Raw genomic sequence first — 12,640 nt, 5'->3', positions numbered from 1 at the left:
ATTTAAATGGAATTTTTGATTGAGTTACTGCATTATTTAATGGAAAACCAGGCCGAATTAATTTCCTTAACGATTGAGCATATTCTCATGGTTGTATACGGAATTTCACTTGCCTTTATCGTCGGCGTCCCTTTGGCAATTCTTGCTGTAAAAGTTGAGCGCTTGGCGCCAGTCATTTTATCGCTAGCAAATGTCCTACAAAACATTCCAAGTTTAGCCATGTTGGCAATTCTTATGCTTTACTTTGGGTTAGGAAATACAGCAGTTATCATCGGATTATTCTTTTACTCACTACTTCCAATTATACGTAATACATATGTTGGATTAAAAGAAGTTAGTGGAAGTGTGTTAGAGGCTGGTAAGGGTGTTGGAATGACTTCCTTCCAGTTGTTGACTAAAATACAACTGCCACTATCACTTCCGTTTTTAGTTGCTGGGTTAAGAGTTGCAGCAGTTATTGCAGTTGGGGTGGCTTCCATTGCGCCGTATATTGGTGGTGGAGGTCTTGGAAAGGAAATTGTTTCCGGAATCGCACAACGATCAGATATTAAGATTTTAGCGGGAGCAATCCCGGCCGCCCTGTTAGCTATTATTGCAGATTTCGTTCTCGGTTTTCTTGAAAAGTATGCTAAGAAAAGAACAACTTAATAGATAGGTGGTTTGAAAATTGAAACAAAAACTTTTTACACTGCTAGAAGATGGCTTCGAGGAAATGGTAGCACTGCGACGCGATTTCCATATGTATCCGGAGTTATCATTTAAAGAGGTTAACACTGCTAAAAAGATTGCGGATTATCAGAAAAATCTTGGGTTAGAAGTGCAAACAAATGTAGGTGGAAATGGTGTGGTGGCGACGCTTCGTGGGAAGTATCCTGGGAAGACAATTGCCATACGAGCTGACTTTGATGCGCTTCCGATACAAGAAGAGAATGACGTTTCTTATAAATCTAAGAATCCAGGTGTTATGCATGCTTGCGGACATGATGCCCATACTTCAATTGCCTTGGGTCTTGCGAAAGCAATGGTGGCAGTAAAAGATGAGTTAGTAGGTAATGTTGTATTTATCCATCAGCATGCTGAAGAAGAAGATCCAGGTGGGGCTAAATCAATGGTTGAGGCCGGTGCGCTAGATGGTGTCGACGTGATTTTTGCTACACATATGGAGAACTATATTCCCGTAGATCATATACTTTATAGCGAAGACTATATACTAGGTGCTTGTGATGACTTCACAATAGATATCATCGGTCGTGGGGGTCACGCAGCTTTTCCGCAAGATACGGTAGACGTAATTGCGATTGGTGCACAACTTATTAGTAATTTAAATCAAATTACAAGTAGGAAAGTTGATCCACTTAAATCAGCTGTTTTAACAATAGGCGCGTTTAATGCTGGAGATGCGGCTAATGTAATTCCTGATAAAGCGACGATAAAAGGTACGGTTAGAACATTTGATGAGGAAGTTCGTCAGGAGATTTATGAATGGTTGAAAAGTATTACGACACATACTTGTCTGGCATTTGGTGCAGAACATGAACTGGATTATATGTTTGGTTACCCAGCAACGAAAAATGATCCAGCTATTACAAAGCTTCTTGTTAATGCATCCAAAGATGTATTACCGACTGAGAATGTAGTGGAAATGAAGCCGAATATGGGTGCAGAGGACTTTTCGTACTTTTTACAAAAGAAACCAGGTACGTATTTTTTCACTGGTTCAGCAAATGAAGAAAAAGGATTCATTTATCCTTACCACCATCCAAAGTTCGATATTGATGAAAAAGCGTTGTTAAATGGTGGAAAAGTATTAGCTTCTAGTATGGTAGATTACTGGGAAAAGTTTAATAAGTAAAAAACAGGAATGGCTTTTAAGCTGTTCCTGTTTTTTTATTGTAGTATGTTAGTAATTATTGCTTCGCTGTGCTAGGTACTGACGAAGTACCTGACAAAGGCCACTGAAAAGTCTGGGTATTCTCCAAACGTCATTGATTTTCGTTCCAAGCGGACGCTTTCCGCGGGCACGGCTTCAGCCTCCTCGTCACTACGTTCCTGTGGGGTCTTCAGCTCGTGCTGTTCCCGCTGGAGTCGCCGCTTTTCACTACAATCAATGGTTAGAATAGGGTAGTTAACAATGAAGAGATTTAAGGGACAGCCCATCCCTCTATTGATTACAGCTATGACTAACAATTATTTCGCTGTGTAGTGTTTCATTTCAAAATAAATTAGTTGCTTATACTATCATTAAATTGCTACCTCATTCTTGTATTAGGTTTATTATTAATCAAATTCTAAGACTTAAACTAACTTCAATAGATCGTGGTATGATTAAAGAAAGTCAAAATACTTAGTGAAGTTGATAATGAATTCCGTGAATCCTTTAATAATGAGAACGAACTAATTTAAAGGGGGAAGATGATGCAAGTAAATCTGAAAGAAAAACCAATCCAATTGGTACATGATAATGGAGAGGTAGTTATAAGGAAGGCGCTCCTCGTTGAAGGTGATGGGTTATGTGCAATATATGATGTTGAAGAATCATACTTCAAATATGTAGCATCTTTAGATTTTGATTTAGATCATATACTTTCAACTGAATATCTGAATATAGTTGAAGTAGATAAAGAAGAGCGTCTTTGTTCAAATTGTAAAACGCCGATGAAAGAAGGATTTTATTTCGAATCTGATGGAACGCAATATTGTAGTGAGGTGTGCTTGAAGGAAGAAATCTCATGGGACGAGTATTTAAAAATAAATGATAATGGCAACGGGGATGCATATTGGACGAGCTGGGAAGATGATTGAAATAGGGTTGCTATAATGGATGTAGAATACATGGAAATCTGGGGGGATTTAAATGAGAGTACTTTCAATACCGGCTGGTGGAACAATTGATTTAATACAAAGGTGTCTGGTTCATGCTTTTCCAAGTCCAAGATCTTATGACTATTCTGGTTTAGTAACTTTTCGACGAACTGGCGGATATATGGAAGAGCTTTATAGTGTGAAGAAAACAATAGTAATTGATTTCAGAGAAGAAGACTGGGAAGAATCGTTGAATCATCTTAATGAAAGTGCTAAGAGATCTGTGCTAGATTATATTAGAGGTAGAAAAGCTGGTTTCGGCTTCGAGAAGCCAAGCTTTATGTTTTGGTTATTGCAAAAAGAAGAAGAACTATTACACGAACCAAGACCACCTGAAAACTACAATAGTCATGTGTATTTTAATTATGATGAGTTTAGCTCTGGAAAAGAAGTAGTAATAATTAATTCTAATAAGTAATGAAAAGGTGATTACCATTAAAGAAACAGTACATGTTGTTGGTGCAATTATTGAGAATGAAAAGAAAGAAATCTTATGTGCATTACGTGGTCCAGAGATGACGTTACCAAACTACTGGGAATTTCCAGGTGGAAAGATTGAAGCAGGAGAGTCCAAAGACGAGGCCTTAATAAGAGAAATCCATGAGGAATTAGGGTGTAAGATAAAAGTTTTAAAACATGTGGATGATACAACATACGAGTACGAGAAAGTTATTGTGAGATTAGAAACTTTCATGTCAAAGATTATATCAGGTACTCCACAAGCATCTGAACATGCAGAAATAAAATGGGTGCCTAGAAAAGAGCTTTCTGCACTTAACTGGGCATCCGCTGATATACCTGCTATTGAAAAGTTGTTATCTGATGAAATCGTGATATAAATCTTCTGGGACGGGCTTGTGTAACTTCCAGTTTATGTTCATAGGCTTGTCCCCGTTACTATCAATATAATCAATTTCGCCAAGATACATGAATGGTAAAGTCATTCCGTGCATTGTGGAAAACTTTCTAATAAATAAATGTACGTGAATACCTCGATTTTTGTGGTTAATGTATTCTTGACCTTGTCCTGATTCATGTGAAGTTTTATTTTGGCTTTGCCAATGGAAAGTAGTAGGATCTTTAAAGTAGTCTTTATAATGTAAATGGTCTTCTACATCTTCAGCTTTATTAAGGTTGATAAACAATAAATAATGGTTATCTACCCGGCTCACACCTTCACGCCAAGTTCCTTCAGCAACCTTTGCTTCAAAAATAAACATCAGTTCATTTCTTGTGTAGTTCCGATAAAGAGAAAGTTTTTTCTCTTGACCCAAAACAAGACCAGTGCGGAAGCTTCTACGGAAGTCAATTAGACCATATTCAAGTCTATCTTTCACATAACTAAAGTAAATGTCATTATCGAACAACGTTCTTATCTCTGTATTGACATAAAATACTTCATCGTTTAATTTGCCGAATGCCCAATTTTGTTTTTTGTGTTGTTTTGATAAACGATCCATAGCACGTATTATAAGTGTTTCGTGTTCAGATCGAATGATTTCCAGATCAAATCTTTTATTTAACCATGATACAACATCATCTACTGTTAACTTTTTATGATCTCTTGCCAAATAGATAATGCTGTATTCATAAGGCCACTTAATTGATAGCATACTCTCAATTCTTTCAACCATTTCATACTTAAAGTCATTTGCCAAAATCATTTCGTCAAATGTGTTTAGGTCTTTCATGTATTCCTTTGTATTAATCCACGATCTGAACTTAAATAGAAAAAAGGTTAAGCTGGGTGCTTCTTCAGCGTAAAGGAAATCAGTTATTTCTGGAGATCTGCCGAGATCATACTTAAATTGACTATACATTTCTTTAAGAACTGCTGTTGAACTAAGCTTAATATTATCGATTCTCTTTAGAATTTCACGTTGTGCAATAGGGTCTAATTGCACTACAGAGCCGCCGGGGGCATCAGCAAATTCATGTAGAACAGCCACCCTTAATGAATCTGTGTCGAAAGCTTTTGCATTATACTGGCCTGACAGGGCTAATGGAATGATAAAAGACTTTTTGTGATTTCCGATGAAATCCAGGACAGTAACATACTCTTTATTTTCTGTTTTACGTAAACCTCTTCCTAACTGTTGAATGAAAACAGTGGATGATTCGGTTGGCCTTAAAAACAGCATTAAATTAACTTTTGGTATGTCTATTCCTTCATTAAAAATATTTACGGTAAATATCATTGCTAATTCATCAGTAGGGTCTTCTAACCTTTTTATAATCAATTGTCTATATTCAACAGAATCTTCGCCCGTTAAGCGTTCAGTAACATATCCACGCTTGTTGAATTCTTGACTCATGTAATTTGCATGCTCAATATTCACACAAAACCCTAATCCGTGTAGAAAGTCTCCATCGTGCCCATAGGTTTTAATTTTATCAATTATAAATTCAACCCTTGTAAATGTCGAGAGTGCTAGTACAAGTGAGTTTTCTTCATAATGCCCATTTATTAGATCAACTTGGTTATAATCGACTGTTTGATCAGATACACCAAAATAATGGAATGGAGCTAGAAGTTCTGCCTCGAGTGCATCACGTAAACGAATTTCATAAACGATGTTATTATCGCATATTTCTAATACGTTTCTTCCGTCCATTCTTTCAGGAGTCGCTGTTAATCCTAAAAGAAACTTCGGTTTGAAGTAGTCAATTACTTTTCTGTAGGTAGGTGCTTCCGCATGATGGAATTCGTCAATTATAATATAGTCAAATTCATTCTGTTGAAACTTCTCTAGTGTATTATCTTTAGACAAAGATTGAATGGTGCTGAAAATAAAGCGTTTATCAAACTCTTTTTTTGTTCCTGTGATTTTTCCGCAAAGAAATTCATCCTGATATAGTGAGCTGTATGTTTTTATAGCGCTATCGAGAAGTTCTTCCCGATGTGCAATGAAGAGTAATCTTTTAGGGTTAAACTGGTGTACGTCAAATGCTGATAAGTATGTTTTTCCAGTTCCGGTTGCTGCTATAATTACACCTTTTGTATTTCCGTTTTTTCTAGTAAATAGTAAGTTCTTTAAAGCCTCTTTTTGCATTTCGTTTGGTTGAATATGTGTAGAATCTAAATATGGCGCCTTCTCTTCATAAGTAAAAGACGGTGATAATTTAACTTCATTTTTTTGATGTAGTTCATATTTTTCTAAAAACTCCTCAGTCGGAATAATAGCTTTTTCATGATTCCACATTTTATTAAAAAACTCGTTTGTCTGTGTGTAAGCAGGCATGTGTTGTGTATGGGGTATTTTGACATTTAGTTCATGCCCATTGATTAATGCTGAATGGGAAATGTTTGATGAACCAATGATGACAGTATTCTGCTCTGAGTTTCTTTTAAATAGATAGGCTTTTGTGTGGAATGACTCATTATTAAGAGGTAAAACTTTTAATTCTACATTTTTGAATTTCATGAAATGACGAAGTGCCTTTGCTTCGGTAATATTTAAATAAGTAGTTGTTAGAATCTTAATAGGCACATTTCTTTTTTCTAGAGAAATTAATTCTCTTGTTAGTAATTGGGCACCAGACATTCTCACAAAACTTACAAGGAATGCAATTTCATCTGCAGTTTGCATTTCATAGGCAAGTGTTTTAAAGAAGTTTTTTATTTTATGGGCGTCGTTATATAAAACATCAACACGCGTTAAAAATAAGTCCTCTTTAATCGGTATCATATCCAGATCATTGCTATATGTAATCATAGATAAAGGTTGGTTAAACTCTTTAACTTCTTTTCCAGCAATATTATGTACTTGATCAATCACTTTAAATATTTCATTAAACTTACTTTGGTCGGCTAATTCTTTTAGTTTATCACCAATAACTGTCGCTGCATGCATTGTCAATGTCTCTACGTACTCATCTATGGAGAGTTTTTGAATAAGGTTTTGATCGGGATAAGTTTTTTCTAACTCATAAATTTCTTCATGAATTCCACTAACTTTGTCTTTCATAACTACAACTCCTTTAGAATTGGAAATGCAAATAATTAAAAAAGTTTTAGAAGTATTCTAATAAGTTAAGTATAACAAACTATTAGTGCTAAATAGGACTTGCACTACACTTTGTGTTTAAATGCTAGTGCGATAAAAAGTATTTGTTATTAATTAGTAAAAATCTACACAAAAAAGGAGGATTTTGAATGGGAAGCATGTCAAGATTTTCAGCGCTTAAAAAAGTGTTGAGCGTTTTTGAAAATGAAATTTACAACTATTTTGGAAATGTTATTGGGCTAACTGTTGGAGAATTAATGGAAGATAGTATAGAGATAGGGTATTGGATTAGTGCTTACGTGCCCTTGATGGGTTCCGATAAAGTTGATGGTGTAGAAGTTCATTTTAGATGGGCAACGGAGGAAGAACTATATGCAGGTAAATTGATCGAAGATATATCAGTGTCTGATTTTAATTATTATGTAGCTGGACGTAAAATTACTTCAATTTCAACTTATTGTTCAGATCGGGATGATGAAGCTTACCTGTATGCTGAGATTGAAGGTAATAACTCACTGGAAATCCCAATAGGTTTTAATCCTGAAATGCTGGAATTCTATGGTCACTTTGAAAGTGTTTTATCAAAGGAAAAACAAAAATGGTTTGTTGATAATTATAATAGTATTATAATCTAACACGAAAATAATTAATGATTTTACTTTAGGATGGCGCGAAAGGTGGCTACTACAACGGGATTAGCGTGAAGGTCACTGAAAAAATTCCTTAACATAGCAGACCTAGTTGGTTGGAGTGGAAATCGGCGACTCCAGCGGGAACAGCACGAACCGAAGACCCCGCAGTTCACGCAGTGACGAGGAGGCTGAAGTCGTGCCCGCGGAAAGCGTCCGATTGAAACGGAAATCAATATGATTGAGGGAAACTTAGCTTTTCAATGGCTCACCGCACGCCCGGTAGAACGCGTCCACCTGTAGCGTAAATACTATGCGCAAAACTTTTCTTGTTCTTAATGGGTACGTATTTTAACAGTGGTTTTTCACCCAATTGTAAAGGAGGAACTAATCATGAAAAAGATTTTTTATCTAAGTTTCTTAATTTTGATAAGCAGTCTCCTTTTTGCATGTGGTAATTCGAACAAGGGTGCAAAGGAAATATTCACAGGTGAAATTATTGAAATCCATGGACAGTCAGCACTTGTGCTAATAGATGAAGGCGAAGCAATTCGTAAATCAGGTTCAGAGGTTTCGGTGAATCTTTCGGTAAATTCAGATGTACTTTTTGAGGTAGGTGCTCGTGTTGAGGTCGGGTATGATGGAGAAGTACGAGAATCTTATCCCCTTAGTATTAATACATTTTATGTGAAGTTACTTGAAAGTAATTGATGGCTAATCAGTCTCGTATTTTCACTTATAACTTGAATGGTATTTTGAGTACCTACTCTTATCCTCATGAATCGCTTCCCGAACTAATGGAAAGGTTGACACTGACATTTGATCTCTCAATTTAAATTCTTACTTTAGGCTTTAAAGAAAAATTAAGAAGCGAGGAGTTAGATAGATGAAAGTGAAAAAGGTTTCGAAAATATTTGGAGTTTGAAATCATGGATTACTATTCCAATTCATGTGTGGATCGTTGTGGATGCTGGTATTCCTATGATGGCAAAAGGCATTATGAGATTTATCAAGGAACTGAACAAAGGTCCATTAAAAAGAATACTTTTAACTCATATGCATACCCTTTATACTGTATAATAGGCGATAGATTGTATCGGAATTAACAGTTTGGGGATATTATAATGAAAAAGATTAAGAATAATTGGAAGAAGTTATTGCTAATCGCAATTGCCGTGTTTCTTGCAATCCAAGTAATCGGTAGTTTCTTTTTCTATGAGTTAGCTATTAAAAGAGGACCAAAAGACTTTTTGGAGAAAAATGCAGATTTAGAAGTGTCCGACGAGGCACTGGATTTATATATAAATGGACCTTGGATTGATTGGGTGAAATCGCAAGAGTTTGAGGAATTAAGCATTGTTTCACGTGACGGATTAACTTTGTCTGGCTACTATTTGTCCGCTGCTAAACCAACGGATAAAGTTGTTATTTTAACGCATGGTTATTTAGGGAATGCGAAGCAGATGGGGCTTTTCGGTATGTTTTATTACGAAGAGATGGGCTACAATATTTTCATGCCAGATGCGCGGGGTCACGGGAAAAGCGAAGGTAATTATTACGGCTTTGGTTGGCCTGATCGTCTGGACTTGATTGATTGGACAAATTTGCTAGTTACTAAACTTGGTGCTGACACGGAAGTCGTTTACCACGGTTTATCGATGGGTGCTGCAACAGTCTTAATGGCGAGTGGAGAAGCGGAAATTCCGAGTCAGGTCAAAGCAATTGTTGCAGATAGTCCGTATCAATCGGTCTATCAATTATTCTCCTATCAAATGACGCGCATGTTTTATTTACCGGCATTTCCCTTATTGGATAGCACAAGTTTACTTACGAAAATACGTGCAGGTTATTCATTTAGAGAAGCGAGTACTTTAAATGAAGTTGAGAAAACGGATATCCCTATTTTGTATATTCACGGCAAGGAAGATACTTTTGTTCCAGTGGAGATGGCGGAGGAATTGTATCGCCGTACTGCGAGCAATGCAGAATTATTTCTAGTGGATGATGCGAATCACGGTGAATCGTATGCGTTACAGACAGATGCCTATATAAAGAAGATTCAGCAGTTTGTTGGGAATTATGTTAAATAAAATGGTCAAATGCCTACTAAATATTGAATTCATCATTCAATATTTAGTAGGTATTTTTGCTATATTAAAATAAAGTGATCGATTTTGCAACATATTACGTTAGCTTAGTACATCATGTTCCTTTAAAAGTTATCCTTTTCCCAACTTATGTTATTCTTAAAGAAATGCTTGGAAAGGGGAACCATATGACTCTACTGGATGATGGGCATCTATATGAAAAGGTTGTGCAGCAAGATCGTCACGCCTTCGAAACATTATACGACAGATATGAAAAGTTAGTATTCTCATTTTCTTATCGGTTGGTAGGTGATAGGACAATTGCTGAAGAAGTTACACAGGATATATTCCTGAAATTATGGCATGGGACTTCAGTTTACCAGGTAGATAAAGGTAAGTTTTCATCATGGTTACTTACTATAACGCGTAACAAAGCGATTGATGAGATTAGAAGGCTGAAGCGTCATGACCATGAGCCGATGCTCGAGAAAGATGCTTTAATAGAAGAAGCAGGTTCAACTGAGTTAGAGGTAGAATGGAAAGAAAAGCGTGAAGAAATTCGTGAAGCAATTGGAGAATTAAGTGTAGAGCAGCAAGAAATTATTGAACTGTTCTATTTTAAAGGATATAGCCAACAGAAGATTGCGGACCATTGTAAATTGCCACTTGGCACAGTTAAAGGAAGAATCCGGTTGGCCTTAAAGCATTTGAAAGGCACAATCGGGCAGGAAGGAGGGGTTTTCGGATGACTAAACAGTGTAATATGCTGATTGACTATTTCAATCGTACCCTAACCGACGAAGAAATAACTAAATTTGAGGAACACTTAATAGAATGTGAATCATGCCAAGAGGAACTTATGGAATGGGAAACTTTGACGGAAGATTTACCCTTTTTATCCGAAGAGGTTGAAGTACCAACAGAAATGAAAGCGCGCGTGTTCGCTGCAATAGCTGAAACACCTGTGAAAAAGGATAATATTGAATCTTTCCCACCAGTACAAATTGAAACACAACCGAAAAAGCGTTTCAAATTCGCACTTCCGGCATTAGCTGCGGCACTATTTATTTCTTTATTGTTGAATTTCTATCTCGTCAATGAAAATAGTAAAACGCCAGAAATTGCGGCAAGCGATATTGAAGTTATTGGTCAAACCGTATTAGCTGCACAACCAGGCGTGGAAGACGCATCTGCAGTCGCTATGCTACTATCTGATAAAGGTGAGCAAGTATTAGTTGTCAATGCGGAAAACTTACCGACCATACAAGAAGATGAACTTTACCAGGTTTGGGTCATTGAAGGTGACCAGCCTTATCCAGCTGGAGTCATTGAACTTACCGAAACAGGTGGTGGGAAAGTAAGCCATCAGTTAGCTGATCTTGATGGGAAATGGGATACAATCGCCATTACTATTGAGAAAGAACCAAACTTACCATTACCACAAGGCTCAATTGTCTTGGCTGGTGGGATTTAAATAATTTAATATTAAAAGTCTCATTCGCCGATATTTATGGCTGAATGAGGCTTTTTTATGTGGAATGCCTAGCTTTTTTTGATAAAAAAAAGAAAGCTGAAAATTATAAATAAAATCTTTTTTAAGTAAAAGTGATCCATTCGGTTTTTCATTGCGTTAGCTTATTACAAAAACGAAAAGGAGCGATTCAAATGAAATTAAATAAAACATTGTTAGCCATTCCACTAAGCGTTTCACTATTACTTCCGATGGGGGCTTTAGCAAATGCAGCCGATCATGGTAGTCACGGGGCAGCACAGTCAGAAGCAGTATCGAATCCAGCAGTAGATTTAAGAGCCGCACTTGATAGTATTTTATCTGAACACGCTTACCTAGCAGTTATTACAATGCAAAAAGGATTAGACGGTTCGAAAGATTTTAAAGCCGCAGCTGGTCAACTTGGAGAAAACACAGATGAACTTTCAGCCGCAGTTGGTTCAGTATACGGAGAAGAAGCAGGAAAACAGTTCCAAATGATTTGGGGCAGCCACATTGGTTACTTTGTAGACTATGTAACAGCTACAGCAGAAAAGAATGAAGATGGACGTAAAAAAGCACTAGCTGATTTAGATACTTACCGTGTAGAACAAGCAGATTTTCTAGATAAAGCAACAGAAGGACGTTTGAAAGCAAAAGACCTTGAAGAAGGATTGAAAATGCACGTCGATCAACTAATTTGGGCATTCGATAGCTACGGAGCAGGCGATTATGAAAAAACGTATACGAGCTTAACTGAATCAATGCACCATATGTTTGGAACAGGAAAAGGGTTATCATGGGCAATTACAGAACAGTTCCCAGATAAATTTAATAACCTTTCAGTTGATACACCTGAAGCTGATCTTCGTGAAGCATTGAACAGCGAGTTCTCAGCGCACGCGGCACTTGCTATACTTGCAATGCAAAAAGGGATTGACGGAGCGAAGGATTTTGATGCAGTTGTAGCAGAATTGGATGCGAATACAGAAGACCTTACGAAATCTGTAGAATCTGTTTACGGCGCTGAAGGCGGTAAACAGTTTAATGAAATCTGGAACAGCCATATTGGTTACTTTGTAGATTATGTCAAAGCAACTGGTGCTAAAGATGAAGCAGCTAAAGAAAAAGCGATGAAGAATCTTGATGGATACCGTAAAGTACAGGCAGAATTTCTTGATACAGCTACAGAGGGAAGATTGAAAGCAGCAGATTTAGAAGAAAGTCTAAAAGGTCATGTCGATCAATTACTAGCTGCATTTGATAGCTATGTAGACGGAGATTATGATAAAGCATACGATAATATTCATGATGCTTATAGCCATATGTTCGGAGTGGGAACAGCTTTGGCTGGGGCGGTTGTTGATCAACACCCAGAAAAATTTGCAGCAGCAACACCAACTGATATGCCTAAAACAGGACTTGGCGGCATGAGTCAAGGAACTGATTATACACTTTGGGCAATCATTTCAAGTATCATCCTTGCAATTAGTGCAGGTGCAGTGTTTATGCGTAAGAAATTAATGAATAACTAATAAAAGAGGGGGAGACTCCTCTTTAAATTTT

General features: G+C 36.9%; 12 protein-coding genes. 11 read left to right on the top strand and 1 reads right to left on the bottom strand.

What is annotated here, in order from left to right; genetic code table 11:
* Positions 1-6 precede the first annotated feature (6 nt).
* From AC3RV6_RS18095 to AC3RV6_RS18075, 5 genes are all read left to right on the top strand, one after another.
* Entirely contained in the window at positions 7-648 is a 642-nt protein-coding gene (locus AC3RV6_RS18095; protein WP_489747346.1) for an ABC transporter permease, read from the top strand.
* Positions 649-667: 19 nt separating this feature from the next.
* Positions 668-1,852, top strand: coding sequence for a M20 family metallopeptidase (locus AC3RV6_RS18090; RefSeq protein ID WP_489747345.1), 1,185 nt, complete (start codon positions 668-670; stop codon positions 1,850-1,852).
* Positions 1,853-2,412: 560 nt separating this feature from the next.
* The gene (locus AC3RV6_RS18085) at positions 2,413-2,802 is read left to right on the top strand and encodes a hypothetical protein (protein WP_489747344.1); all 390 of its coding nucleotides are present in this window, start codon (positions 2,413-2,415) and stop codon (positions 2,800-2,802) included.
* A gap of 52 nt (positions 2,803-2,854) precedes the next feature.
* On the top strand, positions 2,855-3,280 hold the full coding sequence (locus AC3RV6_RS18080; protein WP_489747343.1) for a hypothetical protein: 426 nt from the start codon (positions 2,855-2,857) through the stop codon (positions 3,278-3,280).
* A gap of 16 nt (positions 3,281-3,296) precedes the next feature.
* A complete protein-coding gene (locus tag AC3RV6_RS18075; protein WP_489749304.1) occupies positions 3,297-3,701 on the top strand; it encodes a (deoxy)nucleoside triphosphate pyrophosphohydrolase in 405 nt (134 codons plus the stop codon).
* Here AC3RV6_RS18075 and AC3RV6_RS18070 read toward each other — a convergent pair.
* Positions 3,678-6,830: a DUF3427 domain-containing protein gene (locus tag AC3RV6_RS18070; RefSeq protein ID WP_489747342.1), complete on the bottom strand. Its 3,153-nt coding sequence runs from the start codon at positions 6,828-6,830 to the stop codon at positions 3,678-3,680. The genes AC3RV6_RS18075 and AC3RV6_RS18070 overlap by 24 nt on opposite strands.
* 188 nt (positions 6,831-7,018) lie before the next feature.
* Between AC3RV6_RS18070 and AC3RV6_RS18065 the strand changes: the two genes are divergently transcribed.
* The 6 genes from AC3RV6_RS18065 to AC3RV6_RS18040 all read left to right on the top strand — a co-directional run bounded on the left by AC3RV6_RS18065 (position 7,019) and on the right by AC3RV6_RS18040 (position 12,609).
* Entirely contained in the window at positions 7,019-7,504 is a 486-nt protein-coding gene (locus AC3RV6_RS18065; protein WP_489747341.1) for a hypothetical protein, read from the top strand.
* 387 nt (positions 7,505-7,891) lie between these two features.
* The gene (locus AC3RV6_RS18060; protein WP_489747340.1) at positions 7,892-8,209 is read left to right on the top strand and encodes a hypothetical protein; all 318 of its coding nucleotides are present in this window, start codon (positions 7,892-7,894) and stop codon (positions 8,207-8,209) included.
* Between the two features lie 413 nt (positions 8,210-8,622).
* Complete coding sequence (locus tag AC3RV6_RS18055) at positions 8,623-9,588, top strand: alpha/beta hydrolase (RefSeq protein WP_489747339.1); 966 nt, start codon at positions 8,623-8,625, stop codon at positions 9,586-9,588.
* 185 nt (positions 9,589-9,773) lie between these two features.
* Positions 9,774-10,334 (top strand): RNA polymerase sigma factor, encoded by a 561-nt coding sequence (locus AC3RV6_RS18050; RefSeq protein ID WP_489747338.1) that lies wholly within the window; start codon positions 9,774-9,776, stop codon positions 10,332-10,334.
* On the top strand, positions 10,331-11,059 hold the full coding sequence (locus AC3RV6_RS18045; protein ID WP_489747337.1) for an anti-sigma factor domain-containing protein: 729 nt from the start codon (positions 10,331-10,333) through the stop codon (positions 11,057-11,059). The genes AC3RV6_RS18050 and AC3RV6_RS18045 overlap by 4 nt, the downstream gene beginning before the upstream one ends.
* A 191-nt stretch (positions 11,060-11,250) precedes the next feature.
* Entirely contained in the window at positions 11,251-12,609 is a 1,359-nt protein-coding gene (locus AC3RV6_RS18040; RefSeq protein WP_489747336.1) for a copper amine oxidase, read from the top strand.
* Positions 12,610-12,640: the final 31 nt, after the last annotated feature.

Source organism: Sporosarcina sp. So3-204 (assembly GCF_058068165.1).
Note: the sequence above shows the minus strand (reverse complement) of the source record. Positions and strands in the feature narration are given on the sequence as shown.

What these genes read in the sequence shown, in the direction of transcription:
- AC3RV6_RS18095 (WP_489747346.1), top strand. Translation starts at nt 7, where the DNA reads ATGGAATTTTTGATTGAGTTACTGCATTATTTAATGGAAAACCAGGCC.
- AC3RV6_RS18085 (WP_489747344.1), top strand. Translation starts at nt 2,413, where the DNA reads ATGATGCAAGTAAATCTGAAAGAAAAACCAATCCAATTGGTACATGAT.
- AC3RV6_RS18080 (WP_489747343.1), top strand. Translation starts at nt 2,855, where the DNA reads ATGAGAGTACTTTCAATACCGGCTGGTGGAACAATTGATTTAATACAA.
- AC3RV6_RS18070 (WP_489747342.1), bottom strand. Translation starts at nt 6,830, where the DNA reads ATGAAAGACAAAGTTAGTGGAATTCATGAAGAAATTTATGAGTTAGAA.
- AC3RV6_RS18065 (WP_489747341.1), top strand. Translation starts at nt 7,019, where the DNA reads ATGGGAAGCATGTCAAGATTTTCAGCGCTTAAAAAAGTGTTGAGCGTT.
- AC3RV6_RS18060 (WP_489747340.1), top strand. Translation starts at nt 7,892, where the DNA reads ATGAAAAAGATTTTTTATCTAAGTTTCTTAATTTTGATAAGCAGTCTC.
- AC3RV6_RS18055 (WP_489747339.1), top strand. Translation starts at nt 8,623, where the DNA reads ATGAAAAAGATTAAGAATAATTGGAAGAAGTTATTGCTAATCGCAATT.
- AC3RV6_RS18050 (WP_489747338.1), top strand. Translation starts at nt 9,774, where the DNA reads ATGACTCTACTGGATGATGGGCATCTATATGAAAAGGTTGTGCAGCAA.
- AC3RV6_RS18045 (WP_489747337.1), top strand. Translation starts at nt 10,331, where the DNA reads ATGACTAAACAGTGTAATATGCTGATTGACTATTTCAATCGTACCCTA.
- AC3RV6_RS18040 (WP_489747336.1), top strand. Translation starts at nt 11,251, where the DNA reads ATGAAATTAAATAAAACATTGTTAGCCATTCCACTAAGCGTTTCACTA.